The following is a 21,132-nucleotide window of genomic DNA, read 5'->3' as shown; positions in this document are numbered from 1 at the left end:
ATTGATTACCTCCTAGCTGTTGATATTAATCGTTTTACCTAGCCAGTTACTCATCCCAGGAACAACATTAAATACCTTCTTAAAGCCTTTCGCTGCTAATTTTTGTGCAGCAAGATCACTCCGATTCCCTGTACGACAAATAATAGCAATTTCCGCCTCTTTATTGAGATCATCTAAACGACTTTCTAAATCTTCTAATGGAATAGAGATGGCATTTGGTATATGATTAAATACATATTCGGCAACTTCACGAACATCGATTAAGACGAAATCAGCATTTTCTTCTAACTTCTTTTCTAATTCTTCATTACTTAAAATATGGGGATGTTTTCGCTCATCCGATTCTTCATTCGAAGACTTTCTCAAATAATGTTTCAATACATCTCCATCTTCAATTGTCCCTAGATATTGATGGCCAGTTGTTTCTGCCCAGGCTTTCATATCTGCTTTTGAACCCTTATCAGTGGCTTGAACCTCTAATACTTGACCAGCTGCTAAATCATTCATTGCCTTTTTCGTTTTAACTATTGGCATTGGACAAGCTAGCCCTTTTGCATCCAATGTGAAATTGGTTTTTAATGATTCCATATGATAACCTCCATACTACTACCCCTATAGGTATATTGTATTCCAAAAATTTTTATTCTGTTTCACCATCCCACTCTAGCATACCACCAGACATGTTAATTACTTGATAGCCCCAACTTTCAAGAAATTGTGTCGCACGTCCACTTCTTCCTCCAGAGCGACAAACCATAATATATTCCTTTGATTTATCTAATTCATGCATACGTGCTTCCAATAAACCTAGAGGAATATTTACAACACCTGGTATCTTACCTTCTTTTACTTCATCCACCTCACGAACATCGATTAGATTTAAAGACTTACCACTTTCAAGTAATTGTTTCACTTCAGTTGTTGATAGTTGTTTCACTTTATTCCCTCCATTTACTTATCTCCAGCTACTTACTCCGCCTTTTACATTGGCTATATGTTTAAAACCTAATTTTTTTAGCATTTTACTCGCCTGTTGGCTTCTCATCCCACTTTGACATATAACCACAACATCTTTCTCTTTTGATAGAATTTGTGCTTTTTGTGATAGCTGTTGAAGTGGAATATTTTTAAATCCAGGGATATGATATCCTTTAAACTCGCCCGGTGTACGCACATCGATAAATTGTTTATTTTGATGATCTTCTAATTCATGTTTTAACTGACTAATCGTTATGTTCTTTACTCCCTTTGTTGGCAAAAAGCGAAATACAATAAAAATAACAATCACACCAAAAATTATATAGCTCAACAACATCTTCTCCTTTTTAATTACCATTACCCCTATAGGTATATAGAACCTTAAAAATAAAAGGGGTGTCAGACCCTTTATCTACTTTTTACGAGTAGATTAACAGCTTCCTTAATTAATTCCTCAGGACTGTCTCCATTATTTTCATTCGCTTCTTTTACACATTCAACGAGATTAGAACTTACGATTACACCAATTGTTCGATCAATTGCAGTTCTTGCAGCGGATAATTGAGTAATCACATCTTTACAGTCTTTCGTTTCTTCCATCATTCTTAAAATGCCTCTTAATTGACCCTCAATGCGTTTCACTCGATTTTTCATTTGATCATTATATTCCATTCCCTTTCCTCCCTTCGCACAATATATTTATTAAGGCTCTGCTATTTAAGTAAAGTATCAACTATTGTAGACTGCTCTCACCTTTCATTTCACTGAGAAAAGAGCAGTAAACTCATGTAATTCTTTATTAAGTCTTTACTTAAACAACAAACTATACTAAGACAGCCTTTTTTTAAAATGACCTTATTTCAAAGATCATCTATTTATTTGTAAAATGACTTAACAAAACTAATCATATACCCATATGGGTATGTTGTCAACTAAAAATATATTTCTTTATTTACAATAATCAATACAGACTATTAATCGTTTCTCAATATCCTCTGCTAAACGCTGCATCTTTTCATCATGTAACATGCTAATTAGTGATGTAGGTCGAGGCATGCCGATTTTAGTTTTCCCATTATCTTCAAACACTACTATTTTACATGGCAGAAAATAACCGGCCATTTGATTTTCACTTAGTACACGATAAGCTTCATATGGATTACATACCTCAAGGACTTTAAACTCTCTTGAAAAGTCTAATCCTTTATCATTCAGCTTTTCCTTCATATCAAATGTAGATAAGACTCCAAATTGCTCCTTTTTCAAGCTTTCCTCGAGGGCTGCAATTGCTTCTGGCATACTTTTATCTGTTTCAATTGTGTAATCAAACATATTGAACCATCCTTTCACTACCTCATCTCTATAATCGCTGCATAAACTGCAGCATTTAATGAAACAATTTTGGAATGAAATCCATTGTCTAATAAAAAACTTTGCATTTTATCAGAAGATATTCTTTCATGAATCGGTGGTCCTACCTGTGACTCTACGGCATCCCACTCAATAATCATTAATTTTCCATCTTTTTTTAAAATCCTCTTGAATTCACTTAAAGCTTTCTCCATATTAGGTATCTCATGCATAACGAAGGCAACAAATGCTTTGTCTACGCTTGCATCACCCAATTGGATATTTTCAAGATCACTTAGGACATATTGAATATTCTCTATCCCTTCTTTTAACGCACGTTCCTTTAACAACTCAAGCATTTTAGGCTCAACATCTACCGCATATACATGATTATCCGTTTCTTTCGCAAACGGAATAGTGAAAAATCCATTTCCAGATCCGAGATCGGCAATACGATCATGATCAGAAAGATCTAGTAATGAGATTATTTCTTTTTGATTAAGTAGTTTCGTTCTTTTTGGATCCAATAGTTTATCTGCCTTTTCTGGGCTAAAACGATGACCAGCCATATTCATCTCTCCTTTTCATTTGAATTCATTCGGAATTATAGACCTATATGACCCGCTGTGTCGAATAATAGGATTACTAAGTTTTGATTTAGTATTCCAATTCAACCGTAAAGAATATTATTTTTTAGGACAAAATTGAACAAGGAAATTATCGCCAACTTCCTTTACCTTAGGAGCAAAATTCTTTAGAATTATTGATTCTTTTAATATGATAGCATTGACTATATTTTTATGGATATCTTAAGACTAGGTGATAATTATGACACAAACATTACGTAAGCCATGGTTACTCGTTTTAACCATTGGATTAGGCACATTATTAAATCCGTTAAATTCTTCAATGATTTCAGTAGCATTAACACGAATGCAGCATGAGTTTGCTTTAAGTTTTGCAGATGCATCGTGGCTAATTTCCGTTTTTTATCTGGCTAGTGCTGCTGCACAACCTGTAATGGGGAAATTAAGTGATATGTTCGGACCAAAAAGATTGTTTTTAGCTGGGTTGATTCTTGTTGCAATTGCTTCGACATTAGCACCGTTTTCGCCCAGTTTTCCTTTTTTATTAGGGTGTAGAGCGCTTCAGGCAATTGGTAGCTCCACATTGTTTCCAAGTGGGATGAGTATGGTTCGCACAAGTATTTCTAAAGGGCAGGCAAAAGCACTTGCAACATTATCTATTTTTTCCTCCACCTCAGCAGCTTTTGGCCCTTCCATTGGGGGATTTTTAATTGAGTCGTGGGATTGGCCATCGATCTTTTTCGTTAATTTCCCTTTTATCGTCCTTTCCTTTATTATGGCAATTTTTATTTTGCCTAAGACTGAACAAGTAAAGATTGAATTGGGACGTATAGATTTCGGAGGCATTCTACTTTTTATCATAACAATGATTGGATTGATCCTTTTCCTTTTATCTTTGGAATCAACTATTCGCTGGTGGGCATTAATTGTATTTGTAATCGCAGGAATCGTATTCTACAAGTATGAAAACAAGCAAAACGAACCGTTTATTGACTTCGATTCTTTGAAAAAGAATTCGAATGTATCCTTTATCTATTTACAGTTCATCAGTATTAATCTTGTGTTTTATTGTTATTTCTTTGGGTTTCCACTATTTTTACAGCAGGTTCATCATTATAGTGAAAAGCATACAGGTTTAATTATGCTTGCCCTCGCAGGGTTTGGTGTTATTATCGCACCGATTGCAGGGCGATTAATTGATCAATATCATTCAAAACTTCCACTTGTTATCGGAGCAATATTTTTATTAGTAGGAACAGCTTTATTATTAAGTCTGCGGGAACAATCCCCACTATTGTGGCTACTTATCATTATGGCAGTCCTGGGAATCAGTAACGGCTTCAATAATATTTCCATGCAAACTGCTCTTTATGAACATGTGAAACCTGAAGAAACCGGCTCAGCATCTGGCCTTTTCCAAACAAGCCGTTATATTGGCTCCATTCTTTCATCCAGTCTATTAGGTATTTTATTTAGCACACATTTAGATGTGCAGCATCTTCACAAGGTTGCCATCGTCTGCCTATTTTTTTGTGTATTAGTGCTCATATTGGCACTTCGACTTCCGGGAAAATTGCAGCTAAAAAAACAGGGGTAGGGGTATCATGGATGCCCCTCTTTCTTTAGCTAAACTTTCTACCATCCATCTGTAACTTTTCCCTTTCTTTTTCGTCAATATAGTTAGAATAATCGCTGGGAGGAAAGATAATGAAAAAAGTGAGTATCATTACTGCAAGTGTAATAGCAGCTGGAATCGCATTAAATAGCTCTCCTGTCATGGCCGCCAAATCTGAAACAGCAGATGAGAGTACCCAACAAATAGATGCATCGGACTATATCAGCGGAACTGGGGTGATAACGGAAATAAACCAAGATGGAAACTCCCTATCAATAGTTGTTGAAAATCCCGAAAATTCATTAATTACAATTTTCCCGATCACTAAAGATGTGCTGTTAGTTGATAGCGGGACCACTAACGAGATCAATAAGAATCAGCTAAAAAAAGGGACGAAAGTAACAGCATATTATGATAAACATAAACCAATGCTGATGATTTATCCCCCAACGATTACCCCAGAGCTATTGGTCGTTCACAGCGACAAGGACATGGGGATGGTCAAGGTAGCTAAGTTTAATCAACAACTGGTTAGCTTAGATGGTCAGCTAAAATTAAATCTTAGCAATGACACCATTCTCTTAAATAAAACAGGAGAAAAAATTAATAAAAAGGACCTTTATGGCAAGGATCTTGTTGTCTTTTATTCAATAGCAACAAAAAGTATCCCAGCACAAACGACACCCAAAAAGATTATTGCTTTAGACAACCTTGATCAGAAAAAAAGGGAGATACAGCAAATAATCGGTAAAGATTACTATATGAAAAAAGAAGTGAAGATGATTCCCCTACGCAAAGTGGCAGACCATTTAGGCTATCATGTGAAATGGGATGCTAAAACTTCTAACACCATCATCACCATTAGTAAGCAAAATCGATCCTATCAAATTTCGATTGGACAAAAAGAATACGGATACAATCGCAGTATTAAATTTTTTGAGGTGGCTCCTGAAATAAAAAATGGAAAAACCTATGTTTCTGAAGATTTCCTCGAGGAGTTATTTAAGGATTAATTTCAGTAGTAGAGCTTCTGTAAAAGTAGGAAGCTCTTTTTTCGTGCAAAAGATGTGCTTGATTGTGCGAAAAAGACTAATTTCGTGCGAATCGTTGCCCAAAACGCGCGAATATCGATTGATTTCGTGCGAATCACCTCCGAAATCATGCGAAAATAATCAAATTAAGCTAGCTTTATTAAAAAATAAAGACTCTTAAAGTTAGATTTCTGAAAGTTCACTCCCCATGCAGGAATCCAGACACAGTTGTTGAATAAATTTAGAAAGAAAAGGAGTTGAAAAGATGATTAAGAAGGAGTGCAAAAAATCATTTCGATTATTAGGATTGGAAACCATTCACCGGAGAATATCCCCTTCACATCAGAGAAGATCAATGATTGAAGAGAACTTAAGAAGAGAAAAAGCTGGATACCAGGGTGAAAAATCACTAGATTATTATTTAAGTTTTTTATCCGATCGAAAATACCTCATTTTCCACGGAATTAGACTTCATAATACTAATCAATATTATTTTCAAATGGATATTCTTATACTATCTCAAAGTTTTTTTGTCATTATAGAGGTAAAGAACTTTGGAGGCGCGATTACATTTGACGAAGAATTAAAACAATTAATCCAGGAAAAGGACGGGGAAATTAAAGTTTATCAAGACCCACTCTCTCAAGTTCTACTTCAAAAGCGTCAATTTGCGAAATGGTTGCAAATACATAAGATTTCTTCCCTCCCCATCTTCACATTTGTTGTCATCAGTAACCCCTATACACTTATTCATTTTAAAAACACATCTAATCGTCTGCATATGGTAAGTAACTCTATTCATCTAATCTCAAAAATCGAGGACATTGAAAGAATAAATCATAGGGATGTTTTAACAAAAAAAGAAATCCAAAAACTAACAAAATTATTATTAAGGGAAAACGAATCAAAAAAGGAGGATTTATTAAAGCAATTTCAGATTCACAAAGATGAGATAATCAAAGGTGTATATTGCCCTAATTGTTTTCAGCTCCCAATGAAAAGAGGACACGGAAAGTGGTATTGTAAACAATGTCTGCAGTCCTCAAAACATGCACATTTATTTTCATTGCAAGATTATATTTTGCTATTAGGAACCTCCCTTACCCATAAACAATTAAGTGATTTCCTACAGATTTCCTCGCGAACAATTGCTACAAATATTATCAAATCATTAAATTTACCATTCGAAGGAAAAGGGAAAGGAAGAGTATATGATCTATCAACATTGGAACGGAAAATGTTTTAAAGCAATATTAAATGCTCTTGCTTATTAAGAAATCTCATCACTTTTGAACCTGCGTTTACCTCGAACAAATGCATCCCTGTGTCACCCGTTGGAAAAACAGTTTCACTATTAAATGGAAGTGAAAGACATGCTTTTAAAAAATTTGAGATAAATCCACCGTGTGACACAATAGCGATACGCCGATACTGATAATAATCTGTGGTCACCCTGGAGTACACTCGTTCCGCTCGATAACGAAACTCGAGTTCAGATTCTCCATTTTGAATCGGAATATGTGCAGGTCTCCCATTCACAGGTAAAGGATATTTCTTTGCTGCCACTTCTTTAGGGACTCCAGCTAAGACACCATTATTAAACTCCATTAAGTCCCTATCCTCAATTAAGGAACAATCTATTCGTTCCTTTAATAATTCAGCCGTTCTTTTTGCCCTTTTTAGTGGACTTGTTAATATGATATCTGGTGGGAAATGGGTATCTACATATTGAGCCATTTTCTTTGCTTGACGTTCCCCTAATGGTGTCAATGGGAAGTCAGCTCTCCCTTCATGCACATCTAACAAATCTGCTTCTGATTGCCCATGCCTTATTACTAATATTTCCATTTCAAACCCCCTCTTCATGTCTGTCTGTTGCTAATACATCATTCTCCCCTCTAAGGACTTTTTCCTTCATACTTATACTCACAACAAGTAATTCTCATTTTCTACTTCCAGTTGAATAGAAATTATGATCATTCAACCAACCGTTGATAGGAGAATCTCTTTATGCTATTGAATAAAATAGATACAGAACAATTAAGCCCTCAACTATTTGCTAGCCTTGCCCCATTTCTAGATAAACAAACGATCACTAATATAGTAAATAAATGATTATGTAAGGAAAACTAGTCTATTTCTATTGAGAGATTTTTCAATTTTAGTATAATTACAATAATATAAACACCGTTTATTAATGTTAAGGCCTTCATATATAAACAAGGCCTTTCATTATTTTTTTAAAGGAGAGAGCAAATGGAAATAAGAGAATATCACTCAAAAGATAAGGTCGGATGGCTCCGTTGTAGAGCTCTATCATTTCTTCATACTTCATACTATGACAATGTCTTAAGGGAAAAGGAGCACTATGAAAATCCTTCTATTGAATTAATTGCTATAGAAGATGGGATAGTTGTTGGTTTACTAGATATTGAGTATGAAAAAGAAGAACTCACAGTCTGTTCTAGAGGATCTGGTCTTGGCGGTATGATATGGCATGTAGCTGTTCATCCCGATTACCAAAGAATGGGGATTGGTAATAAATTATTATATGAAGCTGAAAAAATAGCCAAGCAAAAAGGGCTAAATCGATTAGAAGCTTGGACAAGAGATGATCAGTGGGTGCAAAATTGGTACGAAAAAAATGGCTTTAGCAAGGTGGATTCCTATTTACATGTATTTATGGATGGAGAACAAGAACTAAAGGGATATGTCCAATCTTCATTCCCAAAATTATACCCTGTTCAGGCTTTTGCCCATTATCTTGGCGAGGAAAAAGAAGAAATAAAGAAGAAATTTAAACGTGTCCATGAATGTGTATGCTATGAAAAAATGTTAAAATAAGTAATATTGCCGAAACGTCAACCTTTTTTAGAAAGGAAATTGTATATGAACAGATGCGGTTGGGTCAATGATGATCCATTATACATTCATTATCATGATCACGAATGGGGTGTGCCTGTTTATGATGATCAATTATTATTTGAGTATTTAAATTTAGAGGGAGCACAAGCAGGCTTAAGCTGGTACACCATTCTCAAAAAAAGGGAGAATTACCGAAAAGCATTTGATCAATTTGATCCTGCAAAGATTATTCATTATGACGATAAAAAAATACAGGAGCTATTAAACAATGAAGGCATAGTCCGTAACAAACTAAAGATCAACGCAGTAATAACGAATGCAAAAGCCTATTTTAACATTGTTGAAGAATTCGGTTCCTTTCATACTTATTTATGGTCATTTGTCGGAGGAAAACCGATACAGAATCATTTTCACTCATTAAGTGACGTCCCTGCCACTACAGAAATTAGTGATAAACTAAGTAAGGATTTAAAAAAACGCGGATTCAAATTCGTCGGCTCTACAATTTGCTATGCTTTTATGCAAGCAACCGGAATGGTTAACGATCATATTGTCAGCTGTCATTGTTATCCGGGATAATGGGACAAGGGGTCAGGTCCACTGTCCCGTTCTTTCTAAATCAAAATGGGACAGGGGGTCTGACCCCCTGTCCCAATTATTTTGATTGTACTAGTTTTTCAGAACGATCTTTTTGATTTAACATCACGACGCCACCAATTATTAATATAATACCAATTCCAGAATAAAGATTAAAAGATTCACCCCAAACAACTACACCGACAATGACGGTTAAGGCTGTACCTACACCTGACCAAATGGCATAAGCTAAACTTAGCGGTATCATCTTTAAACATAAAGACAAACAGTAAAATGCAATACCATAGCCTAGAGCAACCCCTATACTAGGGAAGATCACAGTAAACCCATCTGATATTTTTAGCATCATTGTTGCAAAAACTTCCGAAATAATAGAAATTGATAAAAATAGATAACCTTTCATAAGTACTCCCCCTAATGTCCTCCGCCTAAAAGATTTAACACGACAACCCCTACAATAATCATGGCTATACCCGAAAGTTTTTTGAAATTAAAACGTTCACCAAAAATGGCGGCTCCTGCAATAGCCGTTAAAGCTGTACCTAATCCAGCCCATACAGCATATGCTGTACCAAGTTGGAGATGCTTTAATGTTAAGGATAGAGTATAAAAAGCTAAGGCATATCCAATCACAACGCCCAAACTCGCCCATACATTCTTAAAGCCATTTGAGAGTTTCAACATGGAACTAGCAAAAACCTCTGACACGATAGCAATTAGCAAAAGGATATATACATACATTAGTGTTCTTCCTTTCTAGTCATTTGTAATAATTTCTCTATTACCTCATCTGTCACACGATCTGAAACTGGTAGAATATTCAATAGCCGTGAATAATACAATCCATCAATAGTTAAACGGATCAGCTGAACGGTCGATGCATCGATATCGTTCTCCTGAAGCAAATCATTCATTAAACATTCATACATTTCCGTAATGTTCGTATTGCTATTTTGCATAATTTGGATCGCAACATTAAAACGTGCTCCAGCATGTAAGTCCCGTTGTGAGGCGAGGATAAACGCTCTAATATGTTTCCCATCCCCTTTTTCGTGCTCTACTATAGTTTCATATGCTTCTAGGAACTCATTTATAATTTCTTCCGCCACGGCGAGTTGTAATTCGTTTTTGTTTTTAAAATGATATAATAGCCCACCTTTACTAATTGAAGCTTTTTGGGCAATCCCATCTAGTGTCAGTGAGTTCAAATCATTTTCCAGTATATATTGAATCGCTGTATTTAGGATTAATTGTCGTTTTTTTATAGCTTTTAATGACATGATCCATCACCTTTTAAACCGTCTAGTCGGTCTTTTTTATATTCCTAATATAAAGTGTTATCCATCATGTGTCAATTACTATTACACTGTCCTTTCCCGCTCTTGAGAGGTCTCCTGTGTCTTCTTCAACCATTCTTAAATGGGGTCAGTTCAATGCTGTGACCCCATCATAACTATTAACCTAGTTTTCTAAACATTCGAAAGGGATCCAACCTACCTCCCCGTCTCCATTCTTTACAAGAACAAAGCCATCACATTCCTTATCAACAATCCATACCTTCTCTCCCTGCTTAACAGATAAAAAGGTTGTACTTAGATCATCTTTGCAATAAATTTGATCTTCTTTATAAGATAAATATTCATTTTTTATCCATTGTTGAAAACCTAAATTACTATTCTCACATAGAGTAAAATATGGTTCCTTTTTTATAATTTTCATTTCATAATTTGGATAGGTTACCGTACCTTTTCGATTCAAAGAGTCTGTATAATCTCTTTGAACCACCTTTTCTTCCTTTAGTTCATCCACATATATAAATGTGTATGTGTCCTTTTCTATAACTAAAGCGTTTAATTGGCCATCGTCTTTAATTTGGTTTCCACCATCTATTGAAATAATCCTTTTATGAAAATCAATGATGGGGTTATGTGAGCAAATTTCGTCTGACCGGTAATTTACAACGGGCCAATGTCCGACAATGACCATTTTTTCAGCATAATGCTCTTTTTCATAAAAAGCTGGTAAAGATAAAGCCATTGACTCTTCGGTTTTCTTCCAATCTTCTATTCTATCAATTCCTGCATGAATAATAATATAATCATCTGTTTCATAAGCAATCGGAAGGGATTCAATCCATTCAATTTCATTATGAAAATGCTGGCGATAAAATTGCGATAATTCCTCTATAGAAGAAAAATCATCTAGTGATCTCCCTTTAATAGATAACATTTCATTTAACACGGATTTTTTTCGTTTGTTCATATAGGGGATAATCCATTCGCTTCTATTAAAAACGGAACGATGGAGTACATCACAATTCCCTTTTGTTACATATACATGTCTAGTCTTCCTAGATAAATTCCTTACGAATTCAATCACATCTAGACTATTATCTCCTTTTTCACAAAGATCACCATTAATAAAAAGATAATCATCATCTGTATAATTTAACTTGTCTAGCAATTTGTTAAAGAGCTCAAGATTTGCATGTATATCTGATATAACAATAGTACGTTTGGTTTTATCTATATCCACTTGTCTAACATCAAGCATTTACTCATCTCCAAATTTCTTCCTTCTAACTATTCTTTACCATTATATCAAAATATACAGAAATTACATTCTAATTAAAAAACACCTTCCCTCTGAGGCATAGACCCATACGGTCATCGCATCAAATGGAAAGTGTTTCGCATAATAACTAGTTTATTAGCGTTGTCCTGTCTTCCGTTGAAATATCCAAGTACACCAAATATACGAGCCTATAAGAATCAATAGACACCAGCCTATTGCCCACCATGCATAATGGTGTATTGGAGTATGGGTGAGTAACCCGCGAATCGTTTCAATTACTGGAGTGATTGGTTGATGAGCAGCAACTCCTTGCAGCCAACTTGGCATCGTATCGGTTGGAACAAACGCACTAGAAAGATAGGGTAGAAAAAGCAAGGCAAATCCATAACTACTAGCAGCAGTCGGACTGGAGGACACCAAACCTATCGCCGCAAAAAGCCATGTAAAGGTGAGAATAAACAATGTGATGATCCCAATTGCACCAATCCACTCAAGAAGATTCGCAGAAGGTTGAAATCCAACTAATAATGCGACACAAATAACAATCCCCGTCGCCACAAGGTTACGTACTAAACTAGCAATGACATGACCTGTTATCACATGGATACTCTTGATAGGCATGGTTCGAAACCGATCAATGATACCGTTCGTCATGTCTGTAGCGACATCCACCGCTGTGCTTGATGATCCAAAGCCTGCACATAGGAGAATAATTCCTGGCACAACATAGGTTACATATTCACCACTCGGATCGATTGCTCCACCAAATACATAAGTAAATAACAACATTAGTATGATTGGTAGTGCAATAGCCATGATTAAGCTTTCCGTATTTCGCAAACTATGTCGCAGGCTACGACCGATAAAAACAGAATTTACCACTCCAAAAGATGGGGATTTTACTTCGAAATTATTCGGTATTTTCATGATAAAGATCCCTCCTGTTTTGTCACAGTTAAATCAATAAAAACATCATCCATACTTGGCTTTCGTATATTAATTCTGGTATTTTCAGGAAAATGGCCCATGTATTCATCAAGTACAGATTTCAATTCTTGGATACTTCCATCCGTTGGGAACTCTTGAATAACTTCATCATTCCCATTCCGAAACTCAACCACTTCTCCACCAATCCTTGATTTTAACTCATCTGCAGATCCTTGAGCGACAACACGCCCTTTAGCAATGATGGCAATTTCATCAGCTAACTGATCTGCCTCTTCCAAATACTGTGTTGTTAGGAAAATGGTCATTCCACTAGCTGCAAGTTTTAATATTATATCCCATAATGCTCTTCTACTATGAGTATCAAGCCCGGTTGTAGGTTCATCTAAGAATAGAATGGATCGCCTCACGACTAAACTAATGGCTAGATCTAATCGACGACGCATACCACCTGAGAAAGCCTTTACTTTCTTATGTGCAGCCTCAACTAGATCAAAATATTCCAAGAGTTCTGTTGCACGGGTACGTGATTGGGCAGGAGAGAGTCCAGATAGTCTCCCCATCATCCGAAGGTTTTCTTCCGCAGTTAATATTTCGTCAACTGCTGCATATTGACCGGTAAGACTAATAGATCGCTTCACCCCAGCCTCTTCAGTCACAACATCATATCCTCCTACACGTACTGAACCTTCATCCGGAAAAACTAAAGTTGATAAAATATTAATCAATGTTGTTTTTCCAGCACCATTAGGACCGAGCAAGGCGAAAATGCTTCCCGATGAAACCTTTAAATCAATCCCACTTAACACTTCATGATTACCGAAACTTTTTCGTAAACCAGCGATTTCAATCGCAACAGTAGTCAACTATCCCACGCCCCTTTTGTATACGTTATATACTGTTTATTGCATACACAGTATATAACGTATACAATTAAATTGCAACATGATTTTTTTCACTTTTAGCCTATAATTAAGGTTAAAAAATTCTCTTATTGTTGAACGGTTACTACAAAGGTCCAGTATAGATAGATTCAATAATAGAACAAGAAATAGAGATTATTTGATTGAACCAAATATTTAGGAGGAAAAGGATCGTGGATGAGAAAATTAATGAACTATTACCTCAAGGGGTTGCACTTAGTTGGGGGTTAGTTAAGCAACCACAACGGGGTCCAAAACGGGAACTGAATGTAAACCAAATTGTAGAGGCAGCGATCGCCATCGCAGATGAAGATGGACTTACAGCAGTTTCTATGAATCGGGTGGCAGCATCACTTGGATTCACTCCGATGTCGCTTTACAGATATATTCCTAGTAAGGATGACCTTTTATTACTCATGCAGGATGCTGTCTGCGCTATCCCCCTACCTCCTATAAAGGAAGAGGCAGGTTGGCGTGAAAATATTAAAGAATATTTCAATGCATGCTTAAAAGTATATACGGATCACCCTTGGTTTGGAGACATCCCTATCTCTGGTGCCCCTATCACCCCAAATAATCTTCAAGTTGTTGATTGGGCATTAGGTTGCATTAAGGAATTACCTCTGAGTGATTTTGAAAAAATGGGAGTTATTCTATTAATCAGTAACTATGCACGCGGTTGTGGGTTAATTCAAAGGGATATGAACCGTGCCTTACAATCTGGGGCAACTGAAGGAACATTTAGTGGTCGAGATTACAGTGCTGCACTTAAGCAGCTTGTTACATCTGAACGATTTCCTCATTTGCACCCGATTATCATGTCAGGTGTCTATACAGAGGAGAACCCGGAAGCAAATGATGTAGGGGATGACTTTGATTTTGGATTAGAACTGATATTAGATGGAATTGATAGCTATCTATTATCTAAAATGGGGAAATAAACCGTACCGTTCATTTTATCAAAAAAATCAGCGGGGTCCTATTTATCCCCGCTGATTACTCATTAAAGACTTGTCTTTAAGCAATTTCAGTTTTTTTCTTACCGAATGAACAGTTAGCCGATGAAAGGTGATTAATTCTCCTTTAAATACGGCTGAAAATATCCCATATGGGGTAGGTGATAACCGCATGAGCTCATCTCGATTATTAATTTCAATGATATTGGCTTGAATCCCTAATTGACTTGCCGCCTCTAAGAAATTACTCGTAGCAATATCTACATATGGACATTGAAAAGACCGTATGATGGTTAATTGTTCAAACCTTTCTACTCGCTCGTCCCAATCAGTAGGAAAATAGGGATCTGGAGCTTCGTGAAATTTATGTACAAGTAATTCAAAATTATATGGAGCTTGGTCAATCATTAAAAAGTTATTTTTAAGAAAAACCTCCTTACTTGGTGTCCATGAAGTCTCGGAATTGGTTAAGACCACCACCCCATGTTTCCCCATATTTCTCGCATCCTCTAGACATTTATCTATAAGTTTCGTTCCATACCCCTTACCTGTTACACTTACCCATAAGCAATGAATGACTAAATAGTTTTCAGCATAAACCACTCGAGAAGATGACTCAGAGGCTGTATATTCAATAAAGCCTACCTGCTTTCCATTCTCCAATAGCTTTACATATTTCAATCCTTCTTCGAATTGATCATTCAACCATTTATTTTTGTTTATATATCCTTGGGATTTCGGTTTACTTCGTAAACAGTAGCTTCCTGTCCCTTGAAGAATTTCATGATTTAGCTCGATGATTTCCAACAGCTCTCCCCCTTTCTTTGACCTCTTAACCTTTCTACAGCAACAAACACTTCTCCTTTAAATTCTCTTAAAAAGTTTTTATAATCCTATCATTCATCATCTATACAAATCGAATCCAAATGATAAGTAAATACATTATGAATCCATTCCTTCGTCACCCGCTGTGGTTCTTGCATAGCATGGAATGCCAATCCATCAACAATTGCATATAAACGCTCTGCTTCTATATCTTTATTGACATTCTTTTTAAGTAATTGATTCATTTCTAAAAGGGCCATTAATTTTTGGATACCTTGAAAGATTCTGTCATTCACATGGTCAAATATATCCACTTTATTTTTTGAATGAAAAGTAAATGCCAACCAAACCTCCATTTCTGCGATAGTCTCTGTATTAACCGGGACAATTTCCATTAATATACTCACTACTTTTTCTTTCGGAGGTAAATCACTCATAACTAGTTTATTAATTCTTTCTGTTACTCGTTCCTTAACGAGATTCATCGCATAAATAAGCAGTTCATTTTGGGTCGAAAAGTAATGACGTAATGCACCTAATGATAATCCCGCTTCCTTTGCAATGTTTCTTACTGTCGCTCCCTCCATACCGTTATCGAGGATCACCCTCCATGTTGCTTCTGCTATTTGTGTTCTTCTTTGTTCATGATCAACTATTTTTGGCATACCATTATTTTAACAAGAAAAAAACACCACAGCAATTAAATAATACAGTTGTATTATTTAAAAACACCTGTTAAAATATTCTTACTTAATACAATTGTATTGGAATGGGGTGCCTTCTTGAATTTTGTAGCATGGATGATTGTTGCTAGTGAAGTTGGGTTTTGGGTTTTTATTATTTTAGGATTAGTTACACGTTATTTCCTAAAGAAGGAGAAACTAGGATTATTTTTCCTTGCTTTAACTCCTTTAATCGATTTGATATTATTAATCACTACGAGTCTTGATTTATATAATGGGGCTACCGCGACAAGAGCACATGCGATCGCGGCCGTTTATATAGGGGTTTCTATTGCTTTTGGAAAAAGCATGATCAAATGGGCTGATGAAAGATTTCGTTATTATGTGACAAAACAAGGACCAAAACCGGTTCAGCGTTTTGGAATGGAATATGCTTTACACTATTTAAAAAGTTGGGGAATGCATGTCTTAGCTTATGTTATAGGAGCAGGCCTTTTAATTGGCTTAATTTTCTTCATCAATGACTCTTCACGTACGGAGGCACTGTATGGAATATTAAAGCTATGGACGATTGTGCTAGGTGTTGACCTGCTTATTGCTATTTCAAATTTTGTTTGGCCTAAAAGAGCGAAGGTGAAGGCTTAAATCTTTAATTTGGTATATTTTTCAAAATGAAAAGGACCGACTTAGTGAACTGCACCTCCAATTGTTAGTTGGGTCTAACAATTGTGGTGCAGTTCATCTCCTAACTAGCCTATTTTCTTCCATCTGGAGTATTGTCTATTTCCGATTCCCCAGTTGACTCAACAATATATTTAAGTCTGGTCAATTTATTACTCCAGAATTGTTCATAATAAGCAAGCCAATCCTTCAATTCTGTTAATGTTTCCGGTACAAGTCGGTACCTTTTCTCTCTTCCAACCTTTCTTCCACTTACTAATTCTGCTTCGGAAAGTATGTGTAGATGCTTTGCAACGGCTGTACGGCTCATAGGAAAGTGGGAAGTAATTTCAGAGATCGGCAGCTCCTTTTCCGATAACAACCGAAGTACTTCTCTACGAGTGGGATCAGCGATTGCTTGAAATACATCATACTTTTGGGCTGCCCTGGACACTAACCCTCAATCAGCTTTCGTAGTTTATTAACAATACCTGCCCAACCTTGATTCATTTTTTCACGAATAATCGATGCTTTTTCACCCGCTTTTGGCACAATCGCATCTGCTTCTTTCCACCCACCATGTATAAGAGTAAATTCTGTTTTATCACCTAAATCTTTTAAAATGAAGGTAACGAACCAACCATCTGTATCCCATGAAAAGGTTAAGCGATTGGGAGCATCAATTTCTAACACTTTACAAGGGGATGGTCCGAAAGGAGATTGCACATGAAACTCATGTCCTAATTGGAGTTCAAAATCATTTGGCATAAACCATGATGCGATTCCTTCAGATGTTGTGACAGTCTCCCAAACTTTTTGGATTGGAGATTGTATAATAACTGTTTGCTTAATATCTGGTACATTATTTTGATGAATTGTTTCCATTATCAATAACCTTCTTTCATTTTATAGAACCTTTTGGTTTCACTTTCTGATTATATAAAACCTTTTGGTTTCATGTCAACTTTAGATTTTCCCACACCTAATGATTATCATTACTCTTGTTCTGAACTTTTACACACAAAAAGAGAGACAAGCTTATCTTGTCTCTCACTTATATCATCAATATTTCTCTTATATCATTTTCTGTAAGTGTAAAAGAGGAATTTTTATTAGGATCAATAATTTCCTCAATTAAATGGCGCTTTTCTGTTTGAAGTTCATTCATTTTTTCTTCAATTGTTCCACGCGAAATCATTTTAATAACCTGTACTTCATTTGTCTGTCCCATACGATGTGCCCGATCAGCGGCTTGCTCTTCAACGGCAGGATTCCACCATAGATCATATAAAATGACCGTATCAGCTCCAGCCAAATTAAGACCCGTACCTCCTGCCTTTAAGGAAATAAGAAATATATCTCGCTCACCTGAGTTAAATCGACGGCACAATTCTACCCGCTCCTCTGAAGGAGTTTTTCCATCAAGATAAAAATATGGTAATCCCTGTGCAACTAGCTCACTTCCAATCAGATGAAGCATCTTTGTAAACTGAGAAAAGATCAACACTCTTCTTCTAGAAAGCATAGATTCTTTAATGATTTGCTTCAGTTGCTCAAATTTTGATGAGGTTCCTTTATAGCCATCAACAAACAGAGCGGGATGGCAGCAGATTTGTCGTAATCGTGTAAGGCCAGCAAGGATTTTAATGCGATTTTTCCTTATTGTATCTCTATCTAAATGTTTTAACGTGTCATGCCTTAGCTTTGCTAAATAGGCAGCATACAGCTTCTTCTGCTCCGGAAGTAACTCGATGGATTCCATTGACTCAACCTTCCCTGGAAGCTCTGATAAAACATCCTCTTTTAATCGGCGAAGTAAAAATGGACGAATCCTTTTAGCTATGACTTTTCTTGATAAGTTGTTGTATTCCTTTAATCCTTGAAATAAGTCAGGAAATACCACATGAAAAATAGACCACAGCTCCTCTAGTGAATTCTCTACAGGCGTTCCTGTAAGAGCGAAGCGATAATCTGCCATTATCTTTTTTACCGCACGAGCAGTTTGGGTAAAAGGATTTTTAAATGCTTGAGCTTCATCAAAAAACACCGTATGAAACTGTTGTTTCTCAAACCATTTAATATCCCTTCGTAGCAATGGATAGGAGGTTATCAACACATCTATTCCAGTTAGTTCCTTTTGTAAATGAAGCCGTTCTTTTTTATTACCATCAATAACAATCGCCTGTATCTGCGGAGTGAATGTCATTATTTCACTCAGCCAGTTATAGGTCAAAGATGATGGACATATAATGAGAGCTGGATGCTGCTTCTTTCTAATATCCGATAGTTCCGATTGAATAAAACTAATGCTTTGCAATGTCTTTCCTAATCCCATATCATCTGCTAGAATTCCTCCGAAGCCGTAACTAGCAAGGGTTTTCATCCATTGATAGCCCTGTACTTGGTAATCCCTTAGTATTGACTGAAGTTCCTTTGGTACCTCAAATTCCATACTACCAGGGTTCTGGAGCGTTTCTAAAAATTGACGGAATGTGTCTTCTAATTCAAAAGAAGGACCATCCTCTACAGAATCAAGAGCACGAAGGCCCTGCACAATGGGTACATCGAAGCTACCTTCCATGTCCTCATTCTGAATTGGAAGGGCCCGTAAAAACCGTTGGATTTCTTCAAATTCCCTTGTTTCCAAAGATAATAGTGATCCATTTCGCAAACGATAGTATTTCCTTTTCTCCTCCAGCGCTAATAAAATGTCACGAATATGTTTTTCAGGAATTCCATCCATTTCGAATTTAAATTCCAGCCAATTCTTCCTTTCCTTTTTCATCTTTATCCTGATTTTCGGAGGAGTATTTCCCTTAAATATCCGATTCCTCACTGCTGTCGTTGCGTAGATTTGAACAATCTTTTCAAGCTTTGGAATCATATAATATAGGAAATCGTATTCTAACTCTTCATTATGCAAAAAATATCCACCATCTGTTTTAGCGAATGAACTCTCCTCCATCAATTGGAGAATTTCATTTTCTTTCTCAATATCCCTCATGATCATTGCTCCTGAAGGAAGTTCACGATTTTCTAATGGATTGATCACCATATTTTCATAGTGAAATTCCAGCCCTGCAAGCAAGCGGTTTTTTACGCGATCCAAGTATAGCTTGGCCACCAAGGGAATCTGAACCAGCTGTCTTGAAATGGAGGGAGAAATGTTTACATTACCTATCCGTTTCAATCCAGGAACCACTTTATTAAGGAATATCTCTTTTTGCTCTAGAGGAATCGTAATTTGATTTGTTCTTGATGAATCTAATAATTGCTTTAAATACAATAGACGATGAAAATCTTCGCTTTCTAAACGAACCAATATTCCATCATATAAAGCATACCCATACAGCTCGAACACCATAATCTGGTTCAATCCTTGAATTTTCAAACTATATCCACTTCTATCGTTTTCGGCAAAATCATATCGGATTGGAAGGGGGTCCTGTGATAGTTGCAATCCTTCAAAAAACTTTCCCTGATGATGCAAATGTACGTACGGGAGATTTTTCAATAAAGCAATAAGTGTTTCCCATGAAGAAGGAGGAATCAATAATAGATCATTGCCTAAGCTCTCATTAATAGAGTCCATTATGCTCTTCTGAAACGCCTTTTCATCTTGAATCACTTGGATCAGCTGCTGAATGACAAGATCCGTTTCCTTTCGAAAACAGTGAATACTTGGATCATAAGTAAAGGTATCTGAAAGAAAAATTGACATTCCTTCTTTCACACGCATTAAAAAGTTGCGAATATCTTGTATCTTTATTAATCCAATCTTTAACTGTATCCCAAAAATATATTTCCCATCCCCTATAGGTACAGGTTTACATATAAAATCGGCATCAATTACCTGTCTATTTTCAAAATATAATTGATGTCCACTTGAACGCTTTGGAACATCATCAAATAGTGTCAATATACCTTCAGTTAGCCCCTGATTTTCTGAATCCATTGGTTGGATACTTTGAAATGGGGTTTTTCCTTGGCGCTGATATTCGTATATAGATAGCAAGACTGCGGCAATATGCTGACACTCCTTTTGAAAAGAAGCTAATTTGGGACAACTGCATTGTGTCCGAATTTCTCCATCTGCATCTTTTACGATTGTCACAAGGAAATCATCCACACCAGCTACTTTAGCTATAAATTCATTTGAATTGAATCTTTCAAATGTTATTTTATTCGTCCGAAAAAAACCTTCTCCTCTTTTGAAGGAGACTGTCCCGCACATATCTTTAATGATTTTTGGATTTAATTTTAAATTCATTCAGCCCTCTCCTTCCTGAGGATTCGTTTTAATATAGGCCATTTTCGTATTGTTTGTTGCTTTTGTAAAAGCCCTACTACCGGCTTTTACACCTAATAAAAGGGCAGCGTTCTTTTATAGCTTGCAGCTCTTTTCTCAGTGGAATGAAGGTCTTGTCGATTTTCAACCTATTTGTATATGTTAAAAATTTTGTTAATAACAATGGTTGAGAAAAGAGCATTATAAAAAATTATATGATCATTGTATCATAGGGCTCAGTGATTGTCTGACAGC

Annotated in this window: 25 protein-coding genes; 7 read left to right on the top strand and 18 right to left on the bottom strand. The window is 36.2% G+C overall.

The annotated features are described in order from the left end of the window. Positions 1-12: 12 nt before the first annotated feature. From MHI39_RS01755 to MHI39_RS01730, 6 genes are all read right to left on the bottom strand, one after another. Positions 13-588, bottom strand: a complete 576-nt coding sequence (locus MHI39_RS01755; protein ID WP_071977365.1) for a sulfurtransferase TusA family protein — start codon at positions 586-588, stop codon at positions 13-15. A gap of 52 nt (positions 589-640) precedes the next feature. Continuing rightward, positions 641-937 (bottom strand): rhodanese-like domain-containing protein, encoded by a 297-nt coding sequence (locus MHI39_RS01750; RefSeq protein WP_058004243.1) that lies wholly within the window; start codon positions 935-937, stop codon positions 641-643. Between the two features lie 18 nt (positions 938-955). Beyond that, a complete protein-coding gene (locus MHI39_RS01745) occupies positions 956-1,315 on the bottom strand; it encodes a rhodanese-like domain-containing protein (RefSeq protein ID WP_058004316.1) in 360 nt (119 codons plus the stop codon). Between the two features lie 71 nt (positions 1,316-1,386). Beyond that, the gene (locus tag MHI39_RS01740; RefSeq protein WP_058004244.1) at positions 1,387-1,650 is read right to left on the bottom strand and encodes a metal-sensitive transcriptional regulator; all 264 of its coding nucleotides are present in this window, start codon (positions 1,648-1,650) and stop codon (positions 1,387-1,389) included. A 276-nt stretch (positions 1,651-1,926) separates the two neighbouring features. Then, positions 1,927-2,310 (bottom strand): DUF302 domain-containing protein, encoded by a 384-nt coding sequence (locus tag MHI39_RS01735; RefSeq protein ID WP_342540579.1) that lies wholly within the window; start codon positions 2,308-2,310, stop codon positions 1,927-1,929. Between the two features lie 17 nt (positions 2,311-2,327). Next, the gene (locus tag MHI39_RS01730) at positions 2,328-2,897 is read right to left on the bottom strand and encodes a methyltransferase domain-containing protein (RefSeq protein ID WP_342540578.1); all 570 of its coding nucleotides are present in this window, start codon (positions 2,895-2,897) and stop codon (positions 2,328-2,330) included. A 259-nt stretch (positions 2,898-3,156) separates the two neighbouring features. Here MHI39_RS01730 and MHI39_RS01725 point away from each other — a divergent pair, with 259 nt between their 5' ends. From MHI39_RS01725 to MHI39_RS01715, 3 genes are all read left to right on the top strand, one after another. After that, positions 3,157-4,512 (top strand): MFS transporter, encoded by a 1,356-nt coding sequence (locus MHI39_RS01725; protein ID WP_342540576.1) that lies wholly within the window; start codon positions 3,157-3,159, stop codon positions 4,510-4,512. Between the two features lie 110 nt (positions 4,513-4,622). After that, entirely contained in the window at positions 4,623-5,543 is a 921-nt protein-coding gene (locus MHI39_RS01720) for a copper amine oxidase N-terminal domain-containing protein (RefSeq protein WP_180212836.1), read from the top strand. A 283-nt stretch (positions 5,544-5,826) separates the two neighbouring features. Next, positions 5,827-6,807: a nuclease-related domain-containing protein gene (locus MHI39_RS01715; RefSeq protein WP_342540573.1), complete on the top strand. Its 981-nt coding sequence runs from the start codon at positions 5,827-5,829 to the stop codon at positions 6,805-6,807. Here MHI39_RS01715 and MHI39_RS01710 read toward each other — a convergent pair. Further along, positions 6,804-7,409: a histidine phosphatase family protein gene (locus tag MHI39_RS01710; RefSeq protein WP_342540571.1), complete on the bottom strand. Its 606-nt coding sequence runs from the start codon at positions 7,407-7,409 to the stop codon at positions 6,804-6,806. The two genes, MHI39_RS01715 and MHI39_RS01710, sit on opposite strands and share 4 nt — an antisense overlap. 408 nt (positions 7,410-7,817) lie before the next feature. Between MHI39_RS01710 and MHI39_RS01705 the strand changes: the two genes are divergently transcribed. Continuing rightward, on the top strand, positions 7,818-8,405 hold the full coding sequence (locus tag MHI39_RS01705; protein ID WP_342540569.1) for an N-acetyltransferase: 588 nt from the start codon (positions 7,818-7,820) through the stop codon (positions 8,403-8,405). Between the two features lie 45 nt (positions 8,406-8,450). Continuing rightward, positions 8,451-9,005 (top strand): DNA-3-methyladenine glycosylase I, encoded by a 555-nt coding sequence (locus MHI39_RS01700; protein WP_071977373.1) that lies wholly within the window; start codon positions 8,451-8,453, stop codon positions 9,003-9,005. 76 nt (positions 9,006-9,081) lie between these two features. Here MHI39_RS01700 and MHI39_RS01695 read toward each other — a convergent pair whose 3' ends face one another. From MHI39_RS01695 to MHI39_RS01670, 6 genes are all read right to left on the bottom strand, one after another. Further along, positions 9,082-9,426, bottom strand: coding sequence for a multidrug efflux SMR transporter (locus MHI39_RS01695; protein ID WP_071977374.1), 345 nt, complete (start codon positions 9,424-9,426; stop codon positions 9,082-9,084). Positions 9,427-9,437: 11 nt separating this feature from the next. Beyond that, positions 9,438-9,764, bottom strand: coding sequence for a multidrug efflux SMR transporter (locus MHI39_RS01690; protein ID WP_071977375.1), 327 nt, complete (start codon positions 9,762-9,764; stop codon positions 9,438-9,440). Further along, the gene (locus MHI39_RS01685; protein WP_071977376.1) at positions 9,764-10,303 is read right to left on the bottom strand and encodes a TetR/AcrR family transcriptional regulator; all 540 of its coding nucleotides are present in this window, start codon (positions 10,301-10,303) and stop codon (positions 9,764-9,766) included. The genes MHI39_RS01690 and MHI39_RS01685 overlap by 1 nt, the downstream gene beginning before the upstream one ends. A 181-nt stretch (positions 10,304-10,484) precedes the next feature. Continuing rightward, entirely contained in the window at positions 10,485-11,576 is a 1,092-nt protein-coding gene (locus MHI39_RS01680; RefSeq protein WP_071977377.1) for a metallophosphoesterase, read from the bottom strand. 156 nt (positions 11,577-11,732) lie between these two features. After that, positions 11,733-12,524 (bottom strand): ABC transporter permease, encoded by a 792-nt coding sequence (locus MHI39_RS01675; RefSeq protein WP_342540564.1) that lies wholly within the window; start codon positions 12,522-12,524, stop codon positions 11,733-11,735. Then, the gene (locus MHI39_RS01670; RefSeq protein ID WP_342540562.1) at positions 12,521-13,408 is read right to left on the bottom strand and encodes an ATP-binding cassette domain-containing protein; all 888 of its coding nucleotides are present in this window, start codon (positions 13,406-13,408) and stop codon (positions 12,521-12,523) included. Before MHI39_RS01670 ends, MHI39_RS01675 begins: the two co-directional genes overlap by 4 nt. A 230-nt stretch (positions 13,409-13,638) precedes the next feature. On the opposite strand from MHI39_RS01670, the gene MHI39_RS01665 reads away from it, so the two are divergent. Further along, positions 13,639-14,406, top strand: coding sequence for a TetR/AcrR family transcriptional regulator (locus MHI39_RS01665; protein WP_236722903.1), 768 nt, complete (start codon positions 13,639-13,641; stop codon positions 14,404-14,406). Positions 14,407-14,448: 42 nt separating this feature from the next. Here the strand turns inward: MHI39_RS01665 and MHI39_RS01660 are convergent, their stop codons facing one another. Together MHI39_RS01660 and MHI39_RS01655 are read right to left on the bottom strand one after the other, a co-directional pair. Beyond that, positions 14,449-15,231, bottom strand: coding sequence for a GNAT family N-acetyltransferase (locus MHI39_RS01660; protein ID WP_071977380.1), 783 nt, complete (start codon positions 15,229-15,231; stop codon positions 14,449-14,451). An 86-nt stretch (positions 15,232-15,317) separates the two neighbouring features. After that, complete coding sequence (locus MHI39_RS01655) at positions 15,318-15,911, bottom strand: TetR/AcrR family transcriptional regulator (RefSeq protein ID WP_071977381.1); 594 nt, start codon at positions 15,909-15,911, stop codon at positions 15,318-15,320. A 117-nt stretch (positions 15,912-16,028) separates the two neighbouring features. Here MHI39_RS01655 and MHI39_RS01650 point away from each other — a divergent pair, with 117 nt between their 5' ends. Continuing rightward, complete coding sequence (locus MHI39_RS01650) at positions 16,029-16,574, top strand: hypothetical protein (protein ID WP_071977382.1); 546 nt, start codon at positions 16,029-16,031, stop codon at positions 16,572-16,574. A 109-nt stretch (positions 16,575-16,683) separates the two neighbouring features. Here the strand turns inward: MHI39_RS01650 and MHI39_RS01645 are convergent, their stop codons facing one another. The 3 genes from MHI39_RS01645 to MHI39_RS01635 all read right to left on the bottom strand — a co-directional run bounded on the left by MHI39_RS01645 (position 16,684) and on the right by MHI39_RS01635 (position 20,859). Beyond that, the gene (locus MHI39_RS01645) at positions 16,684-17,043 is read right to left on the bottom strand and encodes a metalloregulator ArsR/SmtB family transcription factor (RefSeq protein WP_342540557.1); all 360 of its coding nucleotides are present in this window, start codon (positions 17,041-17,043) and stop codon (positions 16,684-16,686) included. Next, on the bottom strand, positions 17,043-17,474 hold the full coding sequence (locus MHI39_RS01640; protein ID WP_071977383.1) for an SRPBCC domain-containing protein: 432 nt from the start codon (positions 17,472-17,474) through the stop codon (positions 17,043-17,045). The genes MHI39_RS01645 and MHI39_RS01640 overlap by 1 nt, the downstream gene beginning before the upstream one ends. A gap of 169 nt (positions 17,475-17,643) precedes the next feature. Continuing rightward, positions 17,644-20,859, bottom strand: coding sequence for a DEAD/DEAH box helicase (locus MHI39_RS01635; protein ID WP_071977384.1), 3,216 nt, complete (start codon positions 20,857-20,859; stop codon positions 17,644-17,646). Between the last annotated feature and the right edge of the window lie 273 nt (positions 20,860-21,132).

The sequence above is a fragment of the Heyndrickxia sp. FSL K6-6286 genome, assembly GCF_038630395.1.
GTDB lineage: Bacteria > Bacillota > Bacilli > Bacillales > Bacillaceae_C > Heyndrickxia > Heyndrickxia oleronia.
The sequence above is the reverse complement of the archived record's forward strand: the minus strand, read 5'-3'. Positions and strand labels throughout refer to the sequence as shown.

Coding starts and splice junctions, on each gene's coding strand:
- MHI39_RS01695 (WP_071977374.1), bottom strand. CDS start 9,426: ATGAAAGGTTATCTATTTTTATCAATTTCTATTATTTCGGAAGTTTTT.
- MHI39_RS01700 (WP_071977373.1), top strand. CDS start 8,451: ATGAACAGATGCGGTTGGGTCAATGATGATCCATTATACATTCATTAT.
- MHI39_RS01655 (WP_071977381.1), bottom strand. CDS start 15,911: ATGCCAAAAATAGTTGATCATGAACAAAGAAGAACACAAATAGCAGAA.
- MHI39_RS01725 (WP_342540576.1), top strand. CDS start 3,157: ATGACACAAACATTACGTAAGCCATGGTTACTCGTTTTAACCATTGGA.
- MHI39_RS01745 (WP_058004316.1), bottom strand. CDS start 1,315: ATGTTGTTGAGCTATATAATTTTTGGTGTGATTGTTATTTTTATTGTA.
- MHI39_RS01735 (WP_342540579.1), bottom strand. CDS start 2,310: ATGTTTGATTACACAATTGAAACAGATAAAAGTATGCCAGAAGCAATT.
- MHI39_RS01755 (WP_071977365.1), bottom strand. CDS start 588: ATGGAATCATTAAAAACCAATTTCACATTGGATGCAAAAGGGCTAGCT.
- MHI39_RS01730 (WP_342540578.1), bottom strand. CDS start 2,897: ATGGCTGGTCATCGTTTTAGCCCAGAAAAGGCAGATAAACTATTGGAT.
- MHI39_RS01680 (WP_071977377.1), bottom strand. CDS start 11,576: ATGCTTGATGTTAGACAAGTGGATATAGATAAAACCAAACGTACTATT.
- MHI39_RS01710 (WP_342540571.1), bottom strand. CDS start 7,409: ATGGAAATATTAGTAATAAGGCATGGGCAATCAGAAGCAGATTTGTTA.
- MHI39_RS01705 (WP_342540569.1), top strand. CDS start 7,818: ATGGAAATAAGAGAATATCACTCAAAAGATAAGGTCGGATGGCTCCGT.
- MHI39_RS01635 (WP_071977384.1), bottom strand. CDS start 20,859: ATGAATTTAAAATTAAATCCAAAAATCATTAAAGATATGTGCGGGACA.
- MHI39_RS01720 (WP_180212836.1), top strand. CDS start 4,623: ATGAAAAAAGTGAGTATCATTACTGCAAGTGTAATAGCAGCTGGAATC.
- MHI39_RS01675 (WP_342540564.1), bottom strand. CDS start 12,524: ATGAAAATACCGAATAATTTCGAAGTAAAATCCCCATCTTTTGGAGTG.
- MHI39_RS01740 (WP_058004244.1), bottom strand. CDS start 1,650: ATGGAATATAATGATCAAATGAAAAATCGAGTGAAACGCATTGAGGGT.
- MHI39_RS01685 (WP_071977376.1), bottom strand. CDS start 10,303: ATGTCATTAAAAGCTATAAAAAAACGACAATTAATCCTAAATACAGCG.
- MHI39_RS01640 (WP_071977383.1), bottom strand. CDS start 17,474: ATGGAAACAATTCATCAAAATAATGTACCAGATATTAAGCAAACAGTT.
- MHI39_RS01690 (WP_071977375.1), bottom strand. CDS start 9,764: ATGTATGTATATATCCTTTTGCTAATTGCTATCGTGTCAGAGGTTTTT.
- MHI39_RS01715 (WP_342540573.1), top strand. CDS start 5,827: ATGATTAAGAAGGAGTGCAAAAAATCATTTCGATTATTAGGATTGGAA.